Here is a 26,065-nt window from a genome sequence, read left to right on the forward strand (position 1 = left end):
ATGAACGATACATCTTTTTCGTCGGTGGCCTTTCGGACCAGCGGTACAAACCTCAAGCGCGCAAAGCTGCACAACCATCGGGTCGTCCTTGAAATCATCCGGACACGCGGCCCTGTTAGCCGCACCGAAATCTCTGAAATTACATCGCTTTCCCGCCAGACCGTACAAAACATTGTGGCGGATATGGAAAGCCGTGGTGTAGTGACAATGCAGGCGAGCAAAGCTGTCGGCCGGGGGCATCCGGGTATGAAGGTGCAGCTGAAAGCGGATCATGCGTTCAGCCTTGGGTTCCACGTCAACCGGCTCTCTGTTGTTGCTATCGCTTGTGATCTTTTCGGGCAAATTGTCTGGCAGCAGTCTGCTGTCCTGCCATCAGGACCCGCATCAGCAACGGCTGCCAACAACCTCGTGGTGCAGCTGACAAATCAGCTCCGGAAGGACAAACCAGATCTTTGTGAAAAAGTATTTGGGGTCGGATTGGCGGCTCCTGGCCCATTCCTTTCTGAGGAGGAAATTTCAGAGGGATTTGATGCCACGGTTTTTTCCGAGTTCGGAGCTCCAGATAATCTCGCCAAATTGCAGACCACATTGGGGCTCCCGGTTGTCATTCAAAATGATGCCTCTGCTGCAGCTCTCGGAGAACACGTTTATGGCCTCGGGCAAAGTTTCAGCAGTTTCGCCTTTGTGCAGTTCGGTATGGGGCTTGGCTCAGGGTTGATTCTCAACGGCGCCTTGTATTCAGGCGCAACCAAGAATGCAGGCGAGGTTGGGCATATCTGCGTCGATCCAGCCGGTCCGAATTGCACCTGCGGCCGTCGAGGGTGTCTGGAAAAATACCTCTCGATAAATGCCTTATGCGAACGGTTGAGGCTTGAACCGACAGATCATACGTCTGTTGCTAAGATCGAGGCGCTTTTTGAACAACGGGATCCAGCTATTCTCGATTGGATGTCAGAGGTTGCTCCGCATCTTTGGAAATTGATCGATGTGATTGATATGATGTTGGATCCGGAAGCAATCATCATTGGGGGGATAATCGCCCCCGCATTCCTCCGGGAATTGCTATCCAAAGCCTCACCGCTGCCAGAGCGTCCCTTCGGCACGGGACAAAAGGTTGAACGGATCATGATCGGCGAGGCCGGGGTAACAGCAGTCGCACTGGGGGCAACCGCGACTGCGGTGGACGCGCTCTACGCACCACAGATTTCTCATTTGTTTCTCGCCTAGTCTTCGGACTGAGTTGGCAGCGCCCAATTTGGGTACTTTAGGATCTTAGCTCCGCGGGTGCATGGTTTTGGTTTTCTCTGGAGTCCGCTTAGCCTTGATCAAACGGATAGTTAACATTAGTAATTAACATTGTTAATTATATAGCTCGCGGCACATCTCTCTGGTTCGAGCTAAGGAAGAGGCAGGCATGTCCGGCGAATACACACTGCACAAACGTATCGGCTTCAAAGTCACCCGTTTGGCGCGGATCATGGAAACCCGTCTGGAATCGCAATTGACCGAACACGGAGTGACGCGGTTGATGTGGTGCGCTCTTCGGGGGATCGGAATGGAAAACGTTACCACTCCCTCCCAATTGGCGGACTACATCTGCATTACCCGGCCGGCCATCTCACGGCTGCTCAATACCATGGAAGAACGTGGATTGGTTCGGCGCACCGGGATCGACGATGACAAGCGTTTCACTGAAGTGGATTTAACCGAATTGGGGACGGAGAAAATGAAGCTCTGCCACGTTCTGGTGCGTGAGTTGAACGATCACTTCTCGAGCAAAGTGGGTCAGGACAGCTACGAGCTGTTCATGACAGTGATCGACCAAATGACTGAGGGCGAGAACATCCAGCTGATGCGGCTTTGAAAGCGATATCTTGGGGAGGAAACAGATTTGACAAACGACGTCGTAAAACCAGGTTGCAGACAGCATCTTAAGTGCGCGTGGCAGCGCGGATGAAGTTGTTTTCCGATCGAAACCGGGCGCCTCATCTGGGGTCGTTCCCACTGGAGCGTTTGGCGAGAATTTCAGAACTTGCTGACCTATCTGCATTGCCGGTTTTCAAGGGAATGAGCTTCCGGGAGAAGGCACGGCCGGAAAGCATCGTCAACGCAATGAGTGAAGCACAAGCAATGCTCGACGCTCTGCGAGACGGTGTCATCAATGAGGCCCAGGCGGAGGTGCCCGGTGATTTGTTGGAGCGCCAGAACCATCTGAAGGCCTTTGGGTATTTCGCCGATGCCTCGATGATGGCAACCTGCGCTCTCCGGCCGGAGATGTTGCTTGAGCACCCGTTTCGGAATTCGGACATCGGTGTTCTGGCTCACAAGTTGAAAACGACACAGACCAAGTCTCTTGCGTCCGGGATCGATATGATCATGGCGGACTTGCGAGATGCGATGGAAGCCCCAGCGCCGGATGTTAGCAATCACAGTCATGCATTGATAATCGCGGTACAAACGCCTCGTGAGGTCCGTTCAGGTGAACCCGGCGAAACCTGGTTGAAAGGAGCGGGCAAACACAGATCTGCCTTGCGGGCTGCGGAAGTTGCGGTAGTGCTGGCGCAGTATTTGCGCCTTCTCGGCTTCTCGGCTTGTGCACACAGTCACTCCACCAGCGATGTTGATCTGAACCGGCTGGCCGTTGCTTCGGGTCTCGCAGTTTTTAAACAGGGAGCTGTGATCGCGCCCTACATTGGGACTGAGTTTTCTCTTGCCGCTGTCACGACCGACTTTCAGATTGCAGAAGATGCACCTCTGGCCGACCTGGACCGGCAATCTTCTTTGCGCACGCACGGTCCGGCCTGGCATTTTGGCTATCGCACAGCGAAGAGCGGGCGGACACTCGATCCCTTCCAAAAGCGCCGGTATGTCGATGGGGCCTATCCGTTCGAAAAACTCAAAAGGGTCGATACGCCAACAACCTTCATTGACGAAGCACGAGTTCCGCGAGTTCCCAAACGGGCAGATATGTTTGCCAGGGCTCTGTTCGGCGACATGGGCAAGAAGAACCAAGAGGGCGCGACCGGCGGTCAGTATGTCCGCAAGTCAGCCCCGTCGATGGCCCAAAGACGGGCGCTCGGTGCCTTCGTCCTTCTCCAGGACGGCGAGCATAACTCCGCGCTTGCGGATCAACACACAAATGCGCAGGAGAATGCTGAAAACCTGAAGGCTATGTCGTATTTCCTGGGTGTGGATGCAGTTGGATTGTCCCGTTGCCCGGACTGGGCCTGGTACTCCCATGACGCGGCTGGTGCACAGATTAATCCACCTCATGACCAGGCCGTATCCATGGTGATCGATCAGGGGTTTGACACGATGGAAGGTGCGACCGGGGATGATTGGATTGCTGTATCCCAGTCCATGCGGGCCTATTTGAGATTTTCCGTTCTTGGCAGCATCGTCGCCAAGCAGATCCGGAACCTTGGGTATCCGGCGCGCGCCCATACGGTCATGGACGGTGAAGTTCTACAGCCGCCGCTCTTGCTGCTGTCCGGTCTTGGCGAAGTCAGCCGAATTGGTGAGGTTATTCTCAATCCCTACCTGGGACCGCGTTTGAAGTCTGGTGCCGTTACCACCACGATGCCACTTGCGCACGACAAGCCGATTTCGTTCGGATTGCAGAACTTTTGCGAGAATTGCAACAAGTGTGCCCGTGAATGCCCGTCCGGCGCGATTACCGCGGGGCCGAAGCTGATGTTCAACGGCTATGAAATCTGGAAGTCAGACAGCCAAAAGTGCACAACCTTCCGGGTTACCAACCAGGGTGGCGCCATGTGCGGACGCTGTATGAAAACATGTCCGTGGAACCTTGAAGGCATTTTTTCGGAGGCGCCATTTCGTTGGGTCGCCATGAATGTACCGCAGGCGGCACCATATCTGGCGAAGCTGGACGACATTGCTGGAAACGGAGAACAAAACTTCGTCAAGAAATGGTGGTGGGACTTGGAGCATGCGCCTGATGGCGCTTATCGCGCGGCGAAAAAAGTCAACGTTCGGCAACTGCAAAAGGACCTGGACCTCAGATACGAGGATCAAACACTTGCGGTTTATCCGGCTAACTTGGCACCACACCCCTGGCCATTTCCGTTTCCTATGGAGCGGGAGAAGGGGATCGAAGCTTATCAAGCACTGATAACTGCAGAACAATACAGGGCTCGATTGGAGCGAAACGAGACACAGGGCCTTGCACACGAGTACAGGATTTCGGGCGATGCGCCGGTCATTTGTGTCGAGGTGACGGGCGTTGAAGTCATGACCGATGGCGTGACCAAATATGAGTTCTCATCGCTTGATGGCACTCCCTTGCCAAGGTGGGATGCCGGTGCCCATATCGATATCGTTGTGGCACCTGAATTTCTCCGCCAGTATTCATTGTGTGGCGATCCCGCCGATCTGAGTAAATATCAAATCGGTGTTTTGAAAGAAGAGGCCGGGCGCGGCGGATCCAGGTTGCTGCATCGGATCTTCACCAAGGGACGGAAGATTTTCATCTCTCGTCCAATCAACCATTTTCCTTTGCAGGAGACAGCGAAAAAATCCTATCTCATGGGGGGCGGGATCGGCATTACGCCAATGATCGCGATGGCAAACCGGCTCCATTCGATCGGCGGGGAGTTTGAAGTTCATTACTGCTGCAGCCGTAGGGCAGATGCGGGTTTTTTAAACGATCTTGCAACGGTTCCGTGGGCTGAGCGCGTGCAATTGCATTTCAGCGATGAAGGCACCCGCGCCGATCTGGCGGAAATCCTGAACGCTTATGCTCCTGGCGATCATGTATATTCCTGCGGCCCGGCACGCTTCATGTCGTCCGTAATGGAGGCTGCGGAGCATGCGGGTTTTCAGGAAACGGAACGCCATGTTGAATACTTCAATGTCCCAGACACGCCGGAATATGAAAACCATGCCTTCACGTTGAAACTGGCGCGAAGCGGCCGGGAAATAAAAGTGCCTGCAGATCGAACAGCGGCGGAGGTGCTGGGAGAAAGCGGCATTCAAATCGACGTTAAGTGCTCTGACGGGATTTGCGGTATTTGCAAATGCGGCCTGGTGTCTGGCGACGTTGAGCATCGTGACTTTGTGCTGTCAAAGAGCCAGCGTGAAAATACAGTCATCTTGTGCCAATCCCGCGCAGCCAAACCGGGTGATGTAATCGTGGTGGATCTTTAGCCTCTCCGATCTGTTGGCACGAGGCGCCTTTATAAACGCCCCGCCGGAGCGGACAGTTCCGGCGGGGTTTGCTTGCCATCAACAGATCCCTATTGAATGCCCATAAGCATTTTCGGGAGGAAAAGGGACAGTTCCGGCAAGAAAGTTACCAGCATCACCATCGGCAGGTGGCCGAGACAAAGAAATTTGAGGGTGATGCCGATATATTTGTCGAGCGTGATCTTGCTAACACCGGCCGCCATATAAAGCATCGGCGCGCAAGGCGGAGAGACGTTGCCGAGGCCTAGATTGGTGCCGACGATGGCTGCAAAATGGATTGGGTGGATACCAAGCTCATTGGCAACAGGCAACAAAACAACCGCGGCAAGTACGCTGCCTGAGATGTCGTCGACGATCATGCCCATCAGCAATAGAACCAGATTGATCAGCAAGAGCAGCAATATGCGGTTTTCTGATAGATCAAGCAGCAGATCAGCAATCTGGCCGGGCACCTGTTGCAGCACCATGGACCGGCTCATCATGAACAGAAAAAACAGCACAGTGATGATCGAGCCGGTTGTGATTGCGGCCCATTTGGTCGCCTTCCAGAAGTCCTTGAAGGACAGGCTGCGGTAAATCAGGAAACCAACCACCGTGGCATAGACCAGCGCAATGGCAGCTGCTTCTGTCGGTGTTGCTATGCCGCCGTAGATGGTGCCCAAGATGATCAGTGGCATCAAAAGTGCCCAGAACGCCTTTTTTCCGGATCGGCCAACACCGGATATGGCTTGGCCGAAGGGAAGTTTTTCCTCCACCTGAATGTCGTTGTTGTTGCGCAAGAAGAAAAAGTTAAGCGCTATATAAAGGAGCGCCAGCATGATCCCCGGGATGATTGTCGACAGGAAGGCTGCTCCGACTGACAGGCCGCCGGTTACGGCAAAAACGATCATTGGGATTGATGGCGGGATCATCAGTGCCAGTACCGATGAGCAGGCAACCAAGGCGGTTGCATGGCCGACCGGATAACCTTCCCGAACCATCCGTGGGATCATGATCTGGCCGATGGCTGCAATCGCCGCTGACGACGATCCGGAGATCGCGCCAAACAGGGCGCAGGTGACGATGGTCACCGCGCCGAGACCTCCCTTGATCCTGCCGACAATGGAATTGACGAAATCCAGCAGCCTGTTCGATATGCCACTTTCCGCCATAATTGTGCCTGCGAGCACAAACAGGGGAAGTGCTAGAAGGGCGAAGCTGGTGGTGGTCTGATAAGCGTAGGGGATGAGGAACGAGATATTGCTGCCGGTGCCAATACCGAAAACCAAGGCGCCAATACCAAAAGCAAAAGCTATGGGCATTTCAGCCAAAAGCAGAACAACAATAATCAGAAGTGCAATGGCAAAGATCAGCATTGGACCGTCTCCCCTTCTTTCATCATTTGAAGAGCGACGTACTGGTTCACCCCCTGCATGACCAAAGCAAGTATTGTCCCGGCAAAGCCAATCACCAGAGAGAATGACCAAAGCCCCTTGGGCCAGCGCAAGTAGGAGCTGAGGCGGCCCTTCTCAATCTCGAAAAACGCATATTTTATAGCGAAGTATCCAAACACCACGCAGGCAATGATGCTGAAGACTGTCATGATCAGTCTGACACTCTGGATGATGGCTGGATTTGTCACGACCAATGTCAGGATACCGCCGTGAATATGCTCGCCCTGCCGTGTGACATAAGCCATGGCTGGAAAATAGACCCAGGCACCGAACAACAATGCCATCTCCTCAATGCCGACAAAGGGGGAGTTGAAGCCGTAACGCAGGATCACCTGGGCAAACATCAAAACGGCCAGGGCAATCGAGAAAGCGGCCAAACCGTTTGATAGGATTGAGGCGTAGACCTTTTCGAAATTCAAAAAAGCGGCGTAGCGCTCCGAAACAGGCCCATCCGGGATTGCGGTAACATGCTCAGGTGGTTCGGGGGTTGTAAGTTCTGGGTCATATATAAAAGATGCGCCCGGTTCGACCGGATCACGCGGGTGCTGTTTTGACGTTCTATCCATTTCGTCCTCCCTGAAATGAAAAGGGCCCGCACAATCGCGGGCCCATGGCTTTTGTTATTCCAGACCGGCGGCCTTTTTTAGTTTGGCCATGATTTCCGGGCCGACGACTTCCTCCATCGCAGGCCATTCGGTTTCATGGACAACAGAAGCTGCAGCTGCGATTTGCGCGTCACTCAATTCAATGACTTCGATGCCGGCATCGCGGGCTTTTTGCAGAAATTCATTGCTCTTGCTTTCCGCTTCATCCCAGGACCACAGAACGGTGTCGTCGGCTGCTTTTTGCAGAGCAGTACGGTCTTCCTCGGCAAGTCCGTCCCACCAATCCTTGTTCACCAGCCAGAAGGCGGTTTCAAAGTAATCATTGGTCAGGATGTTTGTTTCCAGCACATCACGCAGATTGTAAGTCTCGACCGCAGTCGAAAAGGCGCGGGCATCAACAGTGCCCAATTGCAGCGCGGTGTAGACTTCGGCAAGCGGGATTGGCACCGCCCCAAAACCGAGATTGTTGAAACGGTCAACAGCAATGGAGACCGGTGGTACGCGGATTTTCAGGTTTCCGCCGTCTCCCGGCAAATCCAACGGCTTGGCTCCAACGCCCTTTCTGATCACGACCGATCCGAAATCGGTGGGAATGATGCCAATGGCATGCACATCCATGTCGTGCAGAATGTCGTTGTAGATATCGAGCATCTCGCCGCCTGGTCCATAGACCTTGCGGGCGTCTTCCCAATTGGACACCACGTAGCCAAGCCAGGACAGGTCGAGCCGCTGATCAAATTCAGATGCGCCCCAGGTAAGGGTCATCGGTACAACGCCTTGCATGGACTGTTCAAAAAGAGAGGTCCAGTCGCCCAGATCGCCGCCGGGGTGGTAAGCAATGCGGAAATTGGAATCCTTACCTAAGGTGTCCTGGAATTTTTCCGACATAGCATGGAAGATGTGATCGGTTGTCATGGCGTGAGCGAGAATGAACCGCTCTTTTGCATCTGCTGGGGTAGGCGCATAAACAGCGGCCGCTGCAATAAACGCTGCACCACCCAATGCGCTAAAGGCACGTCTGCTGAGTTTGTCTATCATTTCGGGTTTCCTCCTCGGATTTTTGTCCCGCCGGCGCCCTGCCGCAGGACTTTGCTTCGCTGAAGCCAGCAAAGGTCGGGGGCCGCATGCACACGTGCACGCAGCTACATTTCTCTCGTTCACCCGCTTTAGAGTTGGGCGTTGGTTTGTCTGCTGATGGGCTAAAAAATCTGGTTTGCGGGAGCCGCCCCGATGATCGCTAAGTGATCATTTGGCTATTGGCGCTTGTCCGCGAATTGAGCAAGGGATAGTCGGATCTTGAAAAGAGAGCTTCGTTCTTGTTCTTTAGCTCTTGCCGTTTTGGCCAAACCGGCGCAATAGCGCCGGTTTCATGCAGGTTGCCGAAGTTAGCCCAAGGCGGGCAGTCGGCCTGTGAACTCATTCCAAGTCCCCTAAGATGTCGGCAAGACCGTCAAACAGGGTGTCGATTTCAGTTTCGCTGATGATCAGTGGCGGTGAAAGAGCGATGATGTCGCCGGTAACACGGACCATAAAGCCAGCGTTCCAAGCCTTTTTCATAGCGTCCATACCCCGGGCACCCGGAGCGCCATCACGCGGAGCGAGTTCTACTGCGCCGACAAGGCCAAGATTGCGGATGTCAACAATGTTCGGCAGACCGGCCAAGTCATGGATCCGCTTCTCCCATTGAGGTGCAAGTTTGGCTGCCCGCGCAAACAGGTCGTTCTTCTCATATGATTCCAGTGCCGCCAGCGCAGCTGCACAAGCCATCGGGCTGGCGGAATAGGTGTAGCCGTGGAACAACTCGATCGGGCTGTCAGCGTTTTCCATGGCGCTTTCGTAGATGTGGTTCTGCACGATTACGGCGCCCATTGGGATGACCCCATTGGTCAGTCCCTTGGCAGTCGTAATGATGTCCGGCGTGACCTCGAAATATTCTGCTGCCGTCGCTGCGCCTAGCCGGCCGAAGGCGGTTATGACTTCATCGAATATCAGCAAAATACCGTGTTTGTCGCAGATTTCCCGCAGAGCCTTGAGGTAACCAACGGGGGGCAGCAAGACCCCGGTTGATCCGGCCATCGGCTCGACGATGACTGCCGCAATGGTCGAGGGGTCGTGCAGACCTACAATTCGCTCCAGATCAAAAGCAAACTCGGCTCCGTGTTGTGGGCAGCCTTTGGAAAAAGCATTACGCTTTAGATCGTGTGTATCACGCAGATGGTCCACTCCGGTCAGAAGTGTACCAAAGTGTCTGCGATTGGAAACAATGCCGCCGACTGAAATGCCCCCAAAACCGGTGCCATGATATCCGCGTTCACGGCCAATCAAACGGGTCCGCGAACCGTCGCCACGCATTCGGTGATAGTGCAGGGCGATCTTGAGTGCGGTGTCGACTGATTCAGAACCGGAGTTTGTAAAGAACACATGGTCCATGCCTTCCGGCATGAGACTGGCGAGTTGTGAAGAAAGCTCAAAAGCTTTGGGGTGCGAAAACTGGAAACTCGGCGCATAGTCCAGTTCAAGCGCTTGTTCTTGAATGGCTTTGGTGACGAATGGATCCTTGTGACCGGCGTTAACACACCAAAGTCCAGCAGTTGCATCCATCACCTTATGTCCTTCGGTGCTGGTGTAATACATGCCTTCTGCGGATTTGATCAGCCGTGGGTTATTTTGAAAATCACGGTTGGCCGTGAACGGCATCCAGAACGATTCCATGGTGTTGGTTCTCTGCAGCATCGTGGCTCCTCCGTCAAAATGTGCAGCTGTTCGATGCCCAATAGTTCCACACGCTTTGGTGGTTCGTCACTCCAGATTCTTGAGAAAGTTTAACGTATTGAAAAACAATGCACCCTTGCTTAAAGTGCTTTCGATATGAAGCAGAAAAGCGAAAAATCTGATTTCGAGACAGCCAAACGTTTGCGAGTGATCCGAACCGCAAAGGGGCTCAGTCAGCGCAAGCTAGCCAAACTGTCAGGTGTTGGAAGCGGCACTATCTCGTTGATCGAGTCGGGTGCAACACAGCCTTCTGTGGCTCTCCTGAAAAAGATCCTTGGGGGGATCGATGTTAATCTGGGATTTTTCTTCTCCTTCGAAATGCGGGATGAAGAAAAGGTCTTTTTTACAAAGAAAGATCACCGCAATCTTGGGACGGCTGGAGTTGCCTACCGACTGATTGCCAGTGAGCGCCAGAACCGTAAGATCCAGATGCTGCTGGAGGAATACAAGCCGGGCACGGATTCTGGTCGGGCATCCCTTTCTCATGAAGGTGAAGAGTGCGGCGTTGTGATCTCAGGCCATTTGAAAGTTACAGTCGATGGCCGCTCGCAAATCCTTGGGCCTGGGGATGCGTACTACTTTGACAGTCGGCTGCCGCACCGTTTTCAGAATACCGAAGGCGAGCCATGCAAGGTGGTCAGTGCCTGCACACCGTCAACATTCTGAGGAGTTTGCGGAGGAGCCTCTGTGGAGGACACATTCCGCTTTAAACATCACATGCAGAGCAATTTTTGGCTTGTGGGGGCTATGAGGGCCGAAGAGGAGCGTAGTCGTAGGAAGTACTCTGCCAAAGAGGTCTTGCACTGAACCCGCGTTTGCAAGCATCATTTGCCAATCACAAAGCGATAGGGAAGTGAACGGACAACTAGCTTGTGATCAATGCTGGCGCCCCGACTAGTGGAATATCACTCCGCGGGAAATGCACGGAAGTGAGCGGTTTGTGATACCCCACTTTACCAATCAGGTTTATGCCACTGTTCCTTATGCGGTGCAGAGGTGGCAGGCGACACGTGCCTTTTCAGGGCCGAACTCCCTGACTGCAGGGCGTTCTTGCCGGCAACTGTCTTCCACCAACGAACATCTTGGGTGAAAGCTGCAACCGCTCGGCTTGTTAATCGGATCAGGGATTTCGCCTGAGACAATATCTGCGGTCCGGCCAAAAGCATCGATATGCGGTGCGGCATCCATGAGCATCCGTGTGTAGGGATGGCGCGGATTTTCGAACAACGTATCCCGGTCCGCCACTTCGACCAGGCGGCCAAGATAAAGAACTCCAATTTCATCGGCCATGTACCGGATTACGGATAAATCATGACTGATGAAAAGGTAGGTGAGACCAAGTTCCCGTTGCAGGTTCTTCATCAGATTGAGGACCTGGCTTTGTACGGAAACGTCGAGCGCAGAAGTCGGTTCATCGCAAACGATGAACTCAGGGTTCGACGCCAATGCTCGTGCGATCGCAATGCGCTGCCGCTGACCACCGGAGAATTCGTGCGGAAATTTCTCGCCGTCCGATTTCGCCAGTCCAACTTGGTCGAGTAATTCTTCAACCCGTTTGCTTATGTCGCCGGCAGGCATCAGCTCGAACGCCCGGATGGGCTCGCCAATAATATGTTTGACCCTCCAGCGCGGATTCAAAGACGCATAAGGGCTCTGGAAAATCATTTGGATGCGGCGGCGCATTGCCAATTTGTGCTTTTGATCCTTGATAGCGAAGAAATCTTCGCCGTCGATCAGAACCTGGCCGCTGGTTGGCTTCTGAAGCCCGACAATCATCCGCCCAATGGTCGATTTTCCAGACCCACTCTCGCCGACAAGCGCAAAGGTCTTGCCTTTGGGGATGTCGAAGTCCACGGAATCGACAGCCGTGAGAAGCCGCTTGGATTCCATTGCCAGCAACCGGTTGAGCCAGGGTTTGGACACATCAAATATTGCGCCCAGGCTTCGTGCGCTGATCAAAGGTGTCTCACCGGTCATTCGGACGCTCCGGATGTCTCTTTTTTGATTGTTTGATAGGCCGGATCATAGAGCCAGCAAGCCACCTCGGTGCCATCGACAGGTTCAAGAATGGGTATGTCTTTAAAACAGGCAGAGATTGCTTTGTCACAGCGTGCATTGAAGGCACATCCCTTCGGAATTGCCCGAAGGTTCGGCATGGCACCGGGAATTTGGCTCAGGGTGTGCATCGTGCCTGTTGTGGACGGCGTCGATGCCATCAATCCCACAGTATAGGGATGCGACGGAGAGCTCAGCACATTGCGTGTCGGGCCAATCTCGGCAATCCGGCCGGCATAGAGCACGGCGACCCGATCGGTTGTTTCGGCAATCACGCCCATATCATGGGTAATCAGAATAACAGCAGTTCCCCGTTCCCGGCATAGGCGTTTCAAAAGCGCCATAATCTGAGCCTGGACTGAGACATCGAGGGCGGTTGTTGGTTCGTCCGCGATGATCAATTCTGGTTCTGCAGCAAGTGCTAAAGAGATCACCACGCGCTGACGCATACCACCGGAAAACTGATGCGGATAGGCATCGATCCGGGCTGCCGCAGCTGGAATACCAACCTCTTCAAGCAATGCTATCGCTTTTGCCCGGGCTTCATTTTGCGAGAGCGGAAGATGGGTGCGGATGGTCTGAATCAGTTGCTGGCCGACCGTCATCAACGGATTGAGGCTGGTCAGCGGATCCTGGAAGACCATGGCGATCTTCTTGCCGCGTATACGGCGCATCCGGTCTTCAGGCAGATTGTCGATGCGTTCGCCGTCCAAGTGGATGGTGCCACCGCTAATCCGGCCCGGCCGGTCTATGAGGCCGATAATAGCCGACCCGCACATGGATTTACCCGCGCCGCTTTCGCCTACTAGGCCGAGAATTTCGCCGGCGCGGACTTCGAAACCAACCCGGTCTACAGGCCGCAGCACACCATTCCGGGTCGGGAACTCGACGATGAGATCGGAGACTTTGAGAAGTGGAGTATCTGACACGTGTCTATCGCAGTTTTGGGTTCAGAACGTCACGCAACCAGTCGCCGAAGAGGTTCACGGAGAGCGCAAGAGCAAGAAGGGTGAGGGACGGGAACAGCAGGATCCACCATTCACCGGACAGGATGTATTGTCGGCCGACGTTGATCAGAGTTCCAAGAGACGGTTCTGTTTTTGGAGCCCCGACGCCTAGGAAACTCAGGGTCGCTTCGGCGATGATGGCGAGAGCCAGGCTGATGGTGGCAATCACAAGGATCGGACCTGTCACATTCGGCAGAATGTGGCGCAGCATGATGCTCCAACGCGTCAGGCCGATGAGGTGGCCAGCTTGCACATATTCCTTCTGCCGCTCCACCATAGTGGCGCCACGCACGGTGCGGGCGAATTGGACCCACTCTGACAGGCCAATTGAGATGATCAGGACCCAGATTGCCATCTCATCTCGCAGATCCGGCGGGATCAGGCCCTTGCCGATGCCATAGAGCAGCATGGCCACCATGATGGACGGGAAGGTCATTTGAATGTCCGCAATCCGCATGATGACGCCATCAATCCAGCCGCCGACATAGCCGGATACAAGTCCGAGGACCACGCCGAGGGTCATTGCGAAAAGAACCGCGACCACACCAACAAACAGTGAAATACGCAAACCAAATAGGATCGTGGAAAACACATCCCGTCCCTGGTCATCTGTCCCCAACAGGAAATAATCGCCGGTGAACTCGTTTGCCGCCATTGGCTTAGTGAAGCCGTTCATCAAGTTAAGGCTTGACGGATCGAAAGGGGTATAGGGCGACAGAATTGGAGAGAAAACCGCGCCGAGTACAAGTGTAAGAAACACTATCGATGAGACGATGATGACGGGCGAAGACTTGTATGAATGCCAAATGTCGGAATCCATCCAGCGCTGCCATCTGGATACGGCAACGGCTTCGGTGAATTCCGGGCGGGCTGACGCGCCCTTTGGGGTCTGGATTTCCATGATGCCTCTTGACCTCAGTTGTTGCTTACACTGAGACGCGGGTCGATGGTGAAGTAGAGCAAGTCGACGATCAGATTAATTGTCACAAAAATCACGGCGACCAGCAGCAGGTAAGCCGACATGACCGGGATATCGACGAAACTGACTGCGTTGATGAAGAGCAGGCCAACGCCGGGCCACTGGAAGACGCTTTCGGTGATGATCGCAAACGCGACAATCGAACCGAATTGAAGGCCGGTGACGGTAATCACCGGGACGAGCGTATTTTTCATCGCGTGGCCGAAATTGACGGTTTTTTGGCTAAGGCCGCGGGCCCGGGCAAAACGGATGTAATCGGTCCTCAGCACTTCAAGCATTTCAGATCGTACAAGGCGCATGATCAGGGTCATCTGATAGAGACCAAGCGTCACCGCTGGCAGGATCATCGACTTAAAGCCATCAACAGTCAGAATTGCAAGTTCAACGCCAAACAAGCTGCGCGTGTCGCCGCGTCCAAAGGATGGAAGCCAGCCTAAGTTGACAGCAAAAAGCCAGATCAGGAAAACACCGATCAAAAAGGTTGGAAGCGAAACCCCGATCAGCGAGGCCGTCATGATGAAGTTAGCGACATACCCATCTCGTCGGATGGCCGTATAGACCCCTAGCATGAAGCCGAGTGATATCGCTATGACACCTGATAGAAAGGCTAATTCGAGCGTGGCGGGGAGACGCTCCAGGATCACCTCTCCGACTGGCAGGCCAACGCGGTAGGAAACACCGAAATCGCCAGACATGGCGCGTTGGAAGTAACGGACATATTGAACGATGATCGGATCATTCAGACCGAGCCGCTCCTCAAGTTCCGCGCGGTCGGCAGCTGTTGCTTCCTGACCGAGCATGTTCTCCACGGGGTCGCCCATGAATTTGAACATGGCAAATGAAACAAAACCGACGGCCATCAGGACTAGAAGTGCCTGGCCGAGGCGGCGAATGATGAATGCGAGCATTTTTCAAGCCAATCGAGAGACTGTGGCGTCCGCGACAGTCTGCTAAGTCTTCCGATAAGGACGTGCTTATACTTGCGCTATGCGCAGAGTCTACCGTTTTTCCAATGTTTCAACAGTGGTGCTGGCGGATAAAACCGTAAAACTCATCTGGCTGACAAGCTTAAACATCGCCACCGTACCAGATGAACTTCACCCGGTACGGTGGCGACAACGTGAGACTTAGTTAAAAGTCAGGAACTTAAAGTGCGGCTGATCTTCTGGCTGTACTGCGAAGTTGACCTTGTCAGCCATGCCCCAGTTCAGGACTTGGTTGTGGATCGGCAGGTACAGGTTTTCAGACTTCACCGTATCCCAGATTTCAGCAATCGTGGCGTTACGGACTTCCTGATCCGTTTCAGATGCGAGGCTTGCAATTTTCGCATCCAGTTCCGGGTTGGAATAGCCGGTTGCGTTCCAGGAACCGAGTTTGTCGGTCGTGGTGTGTGCCAGGAAGTTGAAGATGTACTCGGAATCGAAGGTCGGAACGCCCCAGCCGAGCATGTAGAAGTCGGTGGTCTTGTTCTGGATCAGCGGGAAATGCTGCGCCTTCGGCTTTGCGTCCAGGTTAACCTTGACACCGATCTGGCCGAGCATGCCGACAGCAGCCTGACAGATTCCTTCGTCGTTGACATAACGATCGTTCGGGCAGTTCAGCGTGATACCGAATCCGTCACCATAACCGGCCTCTTCCATCAACGCCTTTGCTTTCGGAACGTCATACTCCGGATATGCGTCCAGCGCTTCGGTCCAGCCGTTGACGAACGGAGGCATGATCACACCGGTCGGCGCGGACTGATCGCGCATGACGATTTTCTGGATAGCCTGGCGGTTCAGCGCAATGTTCATCGCTTCGCGCACGCGGTTGTCGGCGAGCGGGTTTTTGCCGTCGACTGTGTCGCTTGTGAGATCATCCGCGCCCTGGTTCATGCCGAAGAAGATCGTCCGGTTCTGAGCTGCGGTGTTGAGCTTCAGACCATCGGTCTTTTCCACGATCGGCAAATCTTGAACCGGGACGTCCTGAATCAGATCGACTTCGCCGGACAGAAGCGCAGACACGCGTGTCGCGCCTTCCTGAATCGGGGTGTAGATGATTTCAGTGACTTCCAGCGGAAACTCGCCTTTGCCCCAGTAGTTCGGGTTCTGCTTCAGAACTGTCTTGGAATCCTGCTTGCGGCTTTCCAGAGTAAATGCACCGGTTCCGTTCACTGCGCGAACGCACGGGTTGTCGCCGCCATTGGCGATGTCTTGCGGTGCTTCACAGCCGTTGTCGGTCGCCCAGCCAGAATCCATGATAAACAGGTTCGTCATGTTGTTCGGCAGCAGCGGGTTCGGGCCGTTTGTTTCGAAATGGACCGTGTGGTCGTCGACCTTGCGAACGTCCTTGATGGAGTTCAGCAGCTCTTTCATTGCCGAAGTCGGCATCATTGCCCGCTTGAAGGAGAAGACAACGTCATCAGCGGTGAAGTCTTCGCCGCCATGGAATTTCACGCCTTCACGGAGTTTGAATTCCCAAACTGTCGGGTCTTCAGTCGGCTCCCAGCTGGTTGCGAGCGCCGGAATGATCTTTGCTTCCATGTCACGCTGAAGAAGCGGCTCATACATCTGGTGGGCCAAAGCGTGGGTCGGGCCCTCGTTCTGCGCATGCGGGTCCAGCGTCAGCGAGTCGCCAGCGCGTGCCCAACGGAGCGTTTCAGCGTTTGCCGCGCTAAGACCGGCACAAATGGCCAGACTTGCAGCGGTTAGTTTAAGGACGGATTTTTTCATACTGTTCCCCTTCGGTTGTGACTGGGGCCGTTTGTCGGCGTGATCTTATCGTGATCCCCAGCTAGCCTTATTGGACTTTTTCGCAGACTTGATTGCTGTTTGGATTCGGTCAGCAAACTGCCATGCGGCATCCTGACCGGTAAAAGAGCGTTATGGCTGTTTGGAGTCAAGGGTATGTCGTTCTACGGATAGTGTTCGAATAAAATGTTCGCAAAAGCGCTATTCTTGAGAAAGATATTCCGCTTCAATGTGGCTTATTTGCTTGCTGACTTTCGCAAATGAAGGTCGCGGGTCACTAGGGTCGATTGCCGTAACCCATTTTGCGATAAGCCAATTTAATAATGACTAGCCGAAAGCTCTTCAGCAGGTCCGGAAATGCTCTGTTGATTTTCAGCAAAATAATTCCGGCACGGTCCTTGTTGTTCATGAGGACAGTTCAATAACGCCCATTGATTAGAAAGCCAGTCGACTTAAAGGATCTGACTTAGGGGCTCTTGTCCGGGGATCTTGCGCATTGAAGTTTGTGGCGACGAGCCAGTAGCCCTTTGGATACGTAAAGGGGGCCATGTCCGATGGCACCCGAGTCCAGGTCGATATTGTCTGGGCTGTCTTTTATGTGGCCCTTTGTCATCGGCCCGCTTTTCGACCCGGAAGGGAGCAGGATGAAACGCTATGAAATAGGCGAAAAAGCTGCCTAACTCATCGGGTCATAATCTACATGCCCCAAACCCTGCCCCTTTGGCTGTCAAAACTACGCCAGATCCATCGGCAACAACGCATCTGGCATGTTCTGATAGCAGACCGGGCGCAGGAAACGCCGGATCGACAAGGTGCCCACAGATGTAGCGCCAAAGTTTGTCGAGGCTGGATAGGGGCCTCCATGAACCATCGTATCAGCAACTTCAACGCCCGTCGGGAAGCCGTTGACCAGAAGGCGTCCAGCCTTGCGCTCTAGAACAGGCACGAGCGATTGCGCAGCATCGGTGTCTTCCGCATCAAGAACAAGCGTACAGGTTAACTGCCCCTCAAGTGATTTGGCGATGGCAAGACGCTCAGCCTCGTTCTGCACGGTCACAATCAAACCTAGTGGTCCAAAGACTTCGTGCATTAGCGCCTTGTTGGCGAGAAGTCCGCTTGCCGTTGTGCGCAACAGTACGGGTCCGGCGTTGCGGCCTTTACAATTGGCGCAGAACACGCTGGTTGCGACTTCGCTCATGGTAGCGGTTCCATTGTGAAACGCACTTGCAATACCGTCCGTCAGCATGGCTTGCGGTCCAATTTTGGCAAGGTTCTCAGCAGCCGTTGCTACAAAAGATTCCGCGTCCGGTCCTTCCTTAAGGATCAAGATGCCGGGGTTGGTGCAGAACTGGCCGGCACCCATCGTGAGCGACCCTGCCCAACCGGCCGCAATCTCGGTCCCTCGGTTTTGCAATGCATGATCCAGCAAAAAGACCGGATTAACGGATCCCAGTTCACCAAAGAACGGAATGGGTTCCGGCCTGCTGGCGCACAGATCAAAAAGAGTGCGGCCTCCACCGAGCGAGCCAGTAAAGCCGACAGCCTTGATCAGGGGATGCTGGACAAGGGCCGTGCCGACCGCCCGGTTGCCGCCCTGGACCTGACTGAATACGCCCGGGTGCACATCGCATTGCCGGATGGCTGCCAAGACGGCCTGAGCAACGATGTCACTGACACCGGGATGGGCCGAGTGACCTTTGACCACAACTGGACAGCCTGCGGCCAGAGCCGCTGCCGTATCTCCGCCCGCAGTCGAGAAGGCGAGCGGGAAATTCGACGCGCCAAAAACGGCGACCGGGCCGATTGGTCTTTGAACCATTTTCAGGTCGGGACGCGGTAATGGCAGGCGGTCTGGCAATGCGACATCATGGCGGCGGTCTAGGTATTCTCCAGCTTCAATGTGATTGGCAAACAAACGTAGCTGCCCGACAGTCCGGCCCCGTTCACCGATTAACCGGGCTTCCGGCAGCCCGGTTTCCCTCGTGCCGATTGCCGTGATGTCGTTACCGCGAGCATCGATATGGTCGGCGATTGCGTTCAAGAGCTCTGCCCGGCTTTCGCGGGAACTGTAGCCAAAGCTCCAGAAGGCGTCTTCCGCAGCCTCCACCGCAGCGGCCACATGCTCGGGAGTGCCGACCGAAAACCGGTCAACGTTTCCTGATACCGGCGCGTTTTCAAATGTGTCGTCGCCTGCGACCCAATCACCTGCAACAAGGTGTTTTCCAATAAACATCAAACTGACTCTGTCCTGTTTGGGCTTTCGCCGTTAACCTGCAGGGATCTCGCCCATGACTTTCGGCACGTGGTAGCCCTTTTGGACCGCAGGGCGTTCAAGAACGCGTTTGTACCAGGCTTGGACATTCGGGAATTCAGCTAGGTTGATCTGCTGCCACTCATAGCGGGAAATCCACGGCCAACAGGCCATATCGGCGATAGAGTAGTCGTCGACAATGTAGTCGCGGCCTTCCAGGCGCTTGTCCAAAACTCCGTAAAGTCGCCGGACTTCCGTGCGAAAGCGGTCTTCGGCGTATTCGGCTTTACCGGGATTGAAATGAAGGTAGTGATGCGCCTGGCCCAGCATTGGCCCAAGACCGCCCATTTGCCACATCAGCCACTCGATGGTGCGTGTCCGTTGTTCGCCATCGGCTGCGAGAAACTTGCCATATTTGTCTGCCAGGTAAATCATGATGGCCCCGGATTCCATAAGCTGTAGACCGTTGTCCTGGTCAACAATCGCTGGGATCTTGTTGTTCGGACTGATTTCCAGAAACTCCGGTGTTTTCTGGTCACCCTGACCGATGTTGATCGGATGAGCGTTGTAGTCGATACCCAGTTCCTCAAGAAGAATGGAGACTTTCCGGCCGTTCGGTGTGGTCCAGGTGTAGAGATCGATCACGAGTATACTCCGCGTGTCTGATTTGAGTGTTGTTCGGGTCAGCCGTTGTTTGCAGCCATGTCCAGTGCCGGATTGTCCTGAGCCCACGGACTGAAAGGGGCCGGGATCAGGATCTTGTTTTCCTGACTGATCTGAAATTTCCGGGTCTTGATCGCATATTCTTTCCAGCGGGGATCGGCCGTCAATTTTGCGCGGCGTTCCGACCGCTCCGCCAGATCCTTGTAAGCCCACATGTGAATGATCTGGTGCAGCTGGCCGATATCGGTTGAGAAATAACCTACCATGCGCCCCAGGACCGGTCGCTGAATGGCAAGGCCTTCTTCTTCGTAGAGCTTGAGGTAATCAGGTACAGCACCGATGTTGAGCGTGTAGGTGCGTTGTTCGACAATCATTTGGTTTTCATCCTTCTTCCCGAAACTGCAGGGCGGTTAATGAGCCAGCGCAGCTTCGCCTTGTCTGCGGGCATCGCTCAAAGACTGGCTTGGTGTCAGTGCTTCCGGATCGACGACGATTTCGATCAGGTACCCGCCTTTGGATGTTCGCGCCCGGGCCAAGGCTGCCGGGAAGGCCTCCGTGTCCGTAATCCGTTCCCCTTCAATTCCGAATGCTCTTGCGTAGGTGACGAAGTCCGGGTTGACCAACTCGGTCGCAATTACATGACCGGGGTGGTTGCGTTCCTGGTGCATCCGAATGGTGCCGAACATGCCATTGTTGACAACGATGTAGATGACGTCGGCGCCATATTGTTTGGCGGTGGCCAATTCCTGGCCTGCCATCATGAAACATCCGTCACCGGCGAAACTTATGACTTCCCGCGCGGGGGCGATCAGCTTGGCCGCAATCGCTGAAGGTTGGCTATAGCCCATGGATCCACTGGTCGGGGCCAGTTGGGTGCGGTAATCGGCGTGCTGGTGGAACCGGTGGACCCAGACAGTGTAGTTTCCCGCACCATTGGCAACGATTGTATCCGGCGGCATAGTCTCGGTCACGTGCCGGATAACATCGGCCATGTTGACTTTGCCTGGAACCGTGGTGGGCTCGATAAAACTGCGATAGTCGGCGTTTTGGTCTTTACGCCAATCCGCCCAGCGGCTTGCACAATCCGCTGGCTCCAACTTGAGAGCGGCATCAAGAAATGCTTCCGCAGAAGAGACGATCGACAGCTCCGGTGCATAGACCTGACCAAGTTCTTCCGCGCCCGGATGAATGTGAACCAGCTTCATTTGTGGAGTTGGGATATCAAGCAAGGTGTAGCCTTGCGTGGTCATCTCCCCAAATCGCGGTCCGATTGCGATCATGAGATCAGCTTCTTCCATGACCCGCTTGCGCAACTTGGGTGACGGGGCAATTCCGATAACTCCAACATAGTTTTCGTGGCTATTGTCGAAATAGTCCTGACACCGGAAGGATGCCGCTACCGGAAGGCCAAACCTTTCAGACAAGGCAATGGCCTTGTCGCAACACGCCTTGTTCCAGCCAGGGCCGCCGACAACCAGCAACGGCTTTTTTGCGGCCTGGAGCATCTTCTCCAGATCGGCCATCGCAGACGGCTGAGGGGCTGCCACGGGAAGAGGCGTTGGTTTTAGGTCAACAGTTGCGACCTCCTCGGTTAGCATGTCTTCTGGCAAGGCGAGGACAACGGGCCCAGGCCGACCGGAAAGTGCCACCTTCCAAGCGCGGGACAGATACTCGGGAATGCGCCGTGCATCGTCGATCTGGGCAACCCACTTGGCCATCTCGCCAAACATGCGCCGGTAGTCCATTTCCTGGAAGGCTTCACGGTCCATCATCTCCCGTCCGACCTGCCCGACAAGAACAATCATCGGTGTAGAATCCTGATAAGCAGTGTGAACTCCGTTGGAGGCGTTTGTTGCGCCTGGACCGCGGGTTACAGCGACAATGCCGGGTTTGCCGGTCATCTTGCCATAGGCGTCCGCCATGTTTGCAGCACCAGACTCGTGCCGGCAGGTGATGACTTGCACGTCGTTCTGATGTGCGTACAAGCCTTCCAGCAGGCCCAGAAAACTCTCGCCTGGAACACAAAAGATCTTGTCCGCACCCAACAAGGCGAGCTGGTCGGCAAGTATGCGTCCTCCGCTGCGCAGAGGCATCGCAGCATCGGCAAGCGTTTTGTTTTCCAGTGCTTTGGACATGTCGTCCCCCAGTTCCGTTAGATGCTTTTGATCATGCCGCCGTCGACGCGGGTCATTTGTCCGGTCACATACCCGGCCGGGTCGCTCAATAAGAACGCTGCAACGCTGGCAAACTCCTCCGGCCGGCCATAGCGTTTTGCCGGCAGGGAAGCTGCGATTTCGGTGCGAACTTGATCCAAGGTCTTGCCTTCACGATCGGCGCGTGCTGTGTCCAGCTGACCAACACGGTCGGTATCAATCTTGCCTGGAAGGATCATGTTGACTGTGATTCCGTCGCCAGCGACCTCAGCCGACAAGGTCTTGCAAAAACCGGCCATTGCACCTCGAATTGTGTTGGAGACGGCCAGATTGGGGATAGGCTGGATGACGCCGGACGAACCGATTGCAAGAATACGGCCCCACTTGCGTTCCTTCATCGAGGATACAGCTGCTTCGGTGATCTGAAACAGGCTGAACAGAAGCATTTGAGCAGACCGTTGCCAGATGTCACCGGACACTCCGAGAGATGGAGACGGCGGAGGTCCACCAGCATTGTTCAACAGGATATCAGGTTTGATTTCATTGCTGACCCTAGCGCAGAAACTGTTGACTGCATCAGAGTCCGAGAAGTCAACTGCGATGGGGGAAGCGGAAACGCCGTACTTTTCCGACAGCTCGGCAGCTAGGGCCTGCAACTTGTCTGCGCTGCGGGCCGTTAGTATGACGTTGGCACCTTCTTCAGCCAGCTTCTCGGCAATGGCGCGGCCGAGCCCTTGGGAAGCCCCAAGAACCAGTGCGGTCTTGCCGCGGATACCCAAATCCATGAGGTTGTACTCCTGATAGAATTTAACTTGTCTGATTGATCTGTTCGGCCTCAGGCGCCTTGCCGCCGTTTTTGAGCCGGTAGGCCACCATCACCGCCCCGGTCAGAGCCATCACGATGGCAACGGAGGGACGAACGATGCCAGGCATCATGAACACTGGGATGGATTGAACAATCAGCAGGGCAGGCACGAAGAACCGGGCCCATACCGCTGTTTTCATGTGCTTTTGGTAGTAAGGGAAAAGAAGAGAGAAACACCCGAGAAGCAGGAAGAACAGTGACCATGGCCGGCTGATGAACACCATGATGTCATCTGACCGTGCAAACACTTGGCTCAGCCTTGCTTCTGCGATGCCACCCAGCACGACCCCCAGTACCATCGGCACAATCGGGAACCCAAGAGCGCGTATGACAAAGCCGATGATGCCAAAGATGAACAGCGTCCACATATCGTAGGTGATGTTGTTCAGGGCAAAGATGCCGACCGAGCAATAGAACAGGATCACGGCGGTCAGCATGTACATCTTCACCTTGGTCACGAGCACAAAAGCTCTGAGCGTGAAGGACTGCATAAACAGCATCATGAAGTTGGCGACGAAGAATGCCAGGAAGATCGAATAGGCAATCTGTGGCTCGTCAGTGATAAACGATGGGCTCGGGATCACATCGTGGATCAGTAGGGCGCCGAGCATGATTGCTGTCATGATGTCGCCCGGCAACCCTAGCGCCATCATAACGATCAACGCTCCGCCGGCCGTTGCATTGTTCGCAGATTCCGGCGCAATGATCCCGTCGATTGCACCCGAACCAAATTTGTCGGAATCTTTACTGGTCTTCTTGGCCTGATCATAAGCGAGGATATTGGAGATCGTGCTGCCCGCTGCGGGCAGGACGCCGACAAATACGCCGATCAGGGAGGAGCGGACAATATTGCCCCAGCGTCTGATGACCTCGCGCGCAGATCCCAAGTAATCGATATGAACGGCATGAGCTTCGTTGCCGCCGAGGCGTTGATGCGCTTTTTCGGACGTCCGGACATCACCAAGCAGCCGGCTGAAGGCAAACAGGCCAACAAGCACCGGCAGGAAGGCAAATCCCTGAGCAGCTGGGTCCACCCCGAAGGTGAAGCGTGGCAAGCCAAAGACAACGTCATTGCCGACGGTTGAAATCAGCAACCCCAAGAGTGCCGCCATCAGCCCCTTGAGGATCTGGTCACCGGCCATACTGGCAGTCACGGTCAGGGCGAATAGGATCAGCGAGAAATAATCGACGGGTTGAAACTCAAGGCCGATGAGCGCCAGTTGCGGGGCAACGATCATCAAGACGATGGACGCAATGACACCACCGAAGAAAGATGCCCACACCCCGATACCCAGTGCCAGACCTGGTTTGCCGCCTCGCGCCATTGGATAACCGTCAAAGGTTGTTGCGACCGATGAGGGCGTTCCGGGAATTCCGGTCAATATACCGGACATCAGGCCACCCGACAGGCCGCCAACATAGACGGCGATCATGGTTGCCAAACCTTCGACCGGGGTCATGGAGAAGGTGAAGGGCAACACCAGCACGACTGCCATGGCGATGGTAAAGCCGGGTATGGCACCGGCAACCAGTCCGGCCATCGTACCGACCATCATCAAGATCATTGTCTTTATGGTGAAGAGTTCGGGCGCTGCTGTCGCCAGATTTTCAAAGAGACCCATGGCGTCAGTAAACCCTCAGAATTTCGCCTTCCGGCAGCAATACGCCGAGCAATTGAGTGAAGATCGCCCACATGCCGACCACGAAAAACAGCGAGATGGCAGCGTGAAGAGCAAGTTGTTTGGGTTTCCAGCCGCCGAGCACATTCAAAGTGAGGAACACGTAGACCAGGCCGCCCAGCAACATGCCGGCAACCGGCATTGAAACCAGGAATAAAGAGAAGAGTGAAAAGCAGATGATCGGATTACGATTATGATCCCACAAACCGCGCAGGCTTGATTTTTCCTCAGCTTTCGTGTCCACCACGCCCCGTTGCGACTGGACCAGAAGCAAAGCTGAGAGCAGGGTCAGGGGCACCAGAATGATGCGGGGCCACAATGCTGGGGACATCTGCCCGAACATAGCTTCCGGCAGATTCATGGATGCAATGAACATCACGGCGCAAAGCAGCAGAAAGAAGACCGCAACGAAGGTGTCTCGGTTGAGTGTCATACCGGGTATCCAGGATGATTGGGACCAGGAGCCGAAGGACCACGACCTTGATATTGACGTGGCCCACCGACATTTCAGGAAAAGACTTGATAGTGTTGTTTCAAGTCCAACCTAGCTACTGAAAACGGCCAACTTTGAGGGCTTTTGCTGCATCCAGGAACTCAGTTTCGGTTCCCTTCCACCAATTGGCGTATTCATCCGGACCGAGGTAGACTACAGATGTACCCTTGGCTGCCTGCGCGTCGACAAACTCCTTGTCTTCGGTCGGCTTCTTGAAAACATTGGCCCAGTACTCGACGATCTCCGGCGGTGTGCCCTTTGGCAGCATGACACCGCGTGTCAGCGAGTAGGTCATGTCGACTCCAAGCTCTTTTAAGGTCGGAACATCCGGGATCAGTTGATTGCGCTCATCGGCTGCAATGGCAAATGCCTTCAGTTTCCCGTCACCGCGCTGGGTCCGGGCTGCGGCCATGTTGATGCCGCCAAGGTCAATGGACCCGTTGAGAAGGCCAGTAATTCGGCCGGCTGTTCCGCCCTGGAACGGCACATACTGAAAGTCAGTTCCTGTCTTGGCACCAAGCATGATCCAGAGGAAATGGCTTGTTGCACCCATTGAGACGCCTGTTGGTATCTCACCTGGCTTTGCCTTGGCCGCAGCCAACATTCCCTCGAGATCTTCATATTCAACATGCCCGCCAGCGCCGATAATTTCAGGCGTATCTGTCAACATGGCAACAGGCTCAAATCCATCCCAACTGAAGTCAGTTACTCCATTGATGTAATTCACGACCAGATGCTGGTGAATTGCAAATAGGGTACACCCGTCCGGTTTGGCGGCATGGGCTTCCTTGGCTCCCTTTGCTCCACCCTGTCCCGGAACAGTCACGACCTTCACCTTGACCGGTGCATCAGATGCGTCGATGGCTTTTTCAAAAATCCCAAAGATTACACCTGTACCGCCACCGGCGCCCCATGGCACCACCAGCTTCGCTGTTGAGCAAGGCAGTTCAACAGCCTGCGCGGTACCAGATGTCCCGAGTACAACAGCCGCCATCATCGCGGCTCCACCCAAGAGTGTACGAACGAGCTTCCTATTCATTGACGTCCTCCCAAAAGTCGTCAGCCAACGCGCCTTAGATGGAAATCGATATTATCTATATTTTCTGATAATTTTCCATTTTATGGCCGATAGCTAATTTTTATCAGTTTAATTGCGCTCGTCGGATAAACAATATA

General features: G+C 54.6%; 22 protein-coding genes. 4 read left to right on the top strand and 18 right to left on the bottom strand.

The genetic code is table 11. The annotated features are described in order from the left end of the window. The 3 genes from FJ695_RS10495 to FJ695_RS10505 all read left to right on the top strand — a co-directional run bounded on the left by FJ695_RS10495 (position 1) and on the right by FJ695_RS10505 (position 5,166). A complete protein-coding gene (locus FJ695_RS10495; protein WP_168206315.1) occupies positions 1–1,227 on the top strand; it encodes an ROK family transcriptional regulator in 1,227 nt (408 codons plus the stop codon). Between the two features lie 187 nt (positions 1,228–1,414). After that, a complete protein-coding gene (locus FJ695_RS10500) occupies positions 1,415–1,864 on the top strand; it encodes a MarR family winged helix-turn-helix transcriptional regulator (protein ID WP_141185403.1) in 450 nt (149 codons plus the stop codon). Positions 1,865–1,953: 89 nt separating this feature from the next. After that, the gene (locus FJ695_RS10505; RefSeq protein ID WP_141185404.1) at positions 1,954–5,166 is read left to right on the top strand and encodes a 2Fe-2S iron-sulfur cluster-binding protein; all 3,213 of its coding nucleotides are present in this window, start codon (positions 1,954–1,956) and stop codon (positions 5,164–5,166) included. A gap of 89 nt (positions 5,167–5,255) precedes the next feature. Here FJ695_RS10505 and FJ695_RS10510 read toward each other — a convergent pair whose 3' ends face one another. From FJ695_RS10510 to FJ695_RS10530, 5 genes are all read right to left on the bottom strand, one after another. Next, positions 5,256–6,560 (bottom strand): TRAP transporter large permease, encoded by a 1,305-nt coding sequence (locus FJ695_RS10510; protein ID WP_141185405.1) that lies wholly within the window; start codon positions 6,558–6,560, stop codon positions 5,256–5,258. After that, entirely contained in the window at positions 6,554–7,204 is a 651-nt protein-coding gene (locus tag FJ695_RS10515) for a TRAP transporter small permease (protein WP_141185406.1), read from the bottom strand. The genes FJ695_RS10510 and FJ695_RS10515 overlap by 7 nt, the downstream gene beginning before the upstream one ends. Positions 7,205–7,258: 54 nt before the next feature. Beyond that, positions 7,259–8,281, bottom strand: a complete 1,023-nt coding sequence (dctP, locus tag FJ695_RS10520; protein WP_141185407.1) for a TRAP transporter substrate-binding protein DctP — start codon at positions 8,279–8,281, stop codon at positions 7,259–7,261. 199 nt (positions 8,282–8,480) lie between these two features. Next, on the bottom strand, positions 8,481–8,663 hold the full coding sequence (locus tag FJ695_RS10525; RefSeq protein WP_141185408.1) for a hypothetical protein: 183 nt from the start codon (positions 8,661–8,663) through the stop codon (positions 8,481–8,483). Further along, positions 8,660–9,976: an aspartate aminotransferase family protein gene (locus FJ695_RS10530; RefSeq protein ID WP_141185409.1), complete on the bottom strand. Its 1,317-nt coding sequence runs from the start codon at positions 9,974–9,976 to the stop codon at positions 8,660–8,662. Before FJ695_RS10530 ends, FJ695_RS10525 begins: the two co-directional genes overlap by 4 nt. 135 nt (positions 9,977–10,111) lie before the next feature. Here FJ695_RS10530 and FJ695_RS10535 point away from each other — a divergent pair, with 135 nt between their 5' ends. Next, positions 10,112–10,681: a cupin domain-containing protein gene (locus FJ695_RS10535; protein WP_141185410.1), complete on the top strand. Its 570-nt coding sequence runs from the start codon at positions 10,112–10,114 to the stop codon at positions 10,679–10,681. Positions 10,682–10,996: 315 nt separating this feature from the next. Here FJ695_RS10535 and FJ695_RS10540 read toward each other — a convergent pair whose 3' ends face one another. The 13 genes from FJ695_RS10540 to FJ695_RS10600 form a co-directional block, all read right to left on the bottom strand. Further along, positions 10,997–11,992 (bottom strand): ABC transporter ATP-binding protein, encoded by a 996-nt coding sequence (locus tag FJ695_RS10540; protein ID WP_141185411.1) that lies wholly within the window; start codon positions 11,990–11,992, stop codon positions 10,997–10,999. Then, positions 11,989–12,999, bottom strand: coding sequence for an ABC transporter ATP-binding protein (locus FJ695_RS10545; protein WP_141185412.1), 1,011 nt, complete (start codon positions 12,997–12,999; stop codon positions 11,989–11,991). The genes FJ695_RS10540 and FJ695_RS10545 overlap by 4 nt, the downstream gene beginning before the upstream one ends. Positions 13,000–13,003: 4 nt before the next feature. Then, positions 13,004–13,978 carry an ABC transporter permease gene (locus FJ695_RS10550; RefSeq protein ID WP_209010999.1) on the bottom strand — a complete coding sequence of 325 codons (975 nt, stop codon included), beginning with the start codon at positions 13,976–13,978 and terminating at the stop codon, positions 13,004–13,006. 14 nt (positions 13,979–13,992) lie between these two features. Beyond that, on the bottom strand, positions 13,993–14,964 hold the full coding sequence (locus FJ695_RS10555) for an ABC transporter permease (protein WP_141185413.1): 972 nt from the start codon (positions 14,962–14,964) through the stop codon (positions 13,993–13,995). 219 nt (positions 14,965–15,183) lie between these two features. Next, on the bottom strand, positions 15,184–16,767 hold the full coding sequence (locus FJ695_RS10560) for an ABC transporter substrate-binding protein (RefSeq protein ID WP_141185414.1): 1,584 nt from the start codon (positions 16,765–16,767) through the stop codon (positions 15,184–15,186). Positions 16,768–17,518: 751 nt separating this feature from the next. Beyond that, complete coding sequence (locus FJ695_RS10565; protein WP_141185415.1) at positions 17,519–19,018, bottom strand: aldehyde dehydrogenase (NADP(+)); 1,500 nt, start codon at positions 19,016–19,018, stop codon at positions 17,519–17,521. 33 nt (positions 19,019–19,051) lie between these two features. Further along, a complete protein-coding gene (locus tag FJ695_RS10570) occupies positions 19,052–19,681 on the bottom strand; it encodes a glutathione S-transferase family protein (protein ID WP_141185416.1) in 630 nt (209 codons plus the stop codon). 38 nt (positions 19,682–19,719) lie between these two features. After that, a complete protein-coding gene (locus FJ695_RS10575; RefSeq protein WP_141185417.1) occupies positions 19,720–20,073 on the bottom strand; it encodes an NIPSNAP family protein in 354 nt (117 codons plus the stop codon). A gap of 36 nt (positions 20,074–20,109) precedes the next feature. Beyond that, a complete protein-coding gene (locus FJ695_RS10580; RefSeq protein ID WP_247653819.1) occupies positions 20,110–21,834 on the bottom strand; it encodes a thiamine pyrophosphate-binding protein in 1,725 nt (574 codons plus the stop codon). Between the two features lie 17 nt (positions 21,835–21,851). Then, complete coding sequence (locus FJ695_RS10585; RefSeq protein WP_141185418.1) at positions 21,852–22,637, bottom strand: SDR family oxidoreductase; 786 nt, start codon at positions 22,635–22,637, stop codon at positions 21,852–21,854. Positions 22,638–22,659: 22 nt separating this feature from the next. After that, positions 22,660–24,339: a tripartite tricarboxylate transporter permease gene (locus FJ695_RS10590; protein ID WP_141185419.1), complete on the bottom strand. Its 1,680-nt coding sequence runs from the start codon at positions 24,337–24,339 to the stop codon at positions 22,660–22,662. A 4-nt stretch (positions 24,340–24,343) separates the two neighbouring features. Continuing rightward, a complete protein-coding gene (locus tag FJ695_RS10595; protein WP_141185420.1) occupies positions 24,344–24,829 on the bottom strand; it encodes a tripartite tricarboxylate transporter TctB family protein in 486 nt (161 codons plus the stop codon). A gap of 115 nt (positions 24,830–24,944) precedes the next feature. Further along, complete coding sequence (locus FJ695_RS10600; protein ID WP_141185421.1) at positions 24,945–25,928, bottom strand: tripartite tricarboxylate transporter substrate binding protein; 984 nt, start codon at positions 25,926–25,928, stop codon at positions 24,945–24,947. Positions 25,929–26,065: the final 137 nt, after the last annotated feature.

Origin of the sequence: Labrenzia sp. PHM005, from assembly GCF_006517275.1 — a bacterium.
GTDB lineage: Bacteria > Pseudomonadota > Alphaproteobacteria > Rhizobiales > Stappiaceae > Roseibium.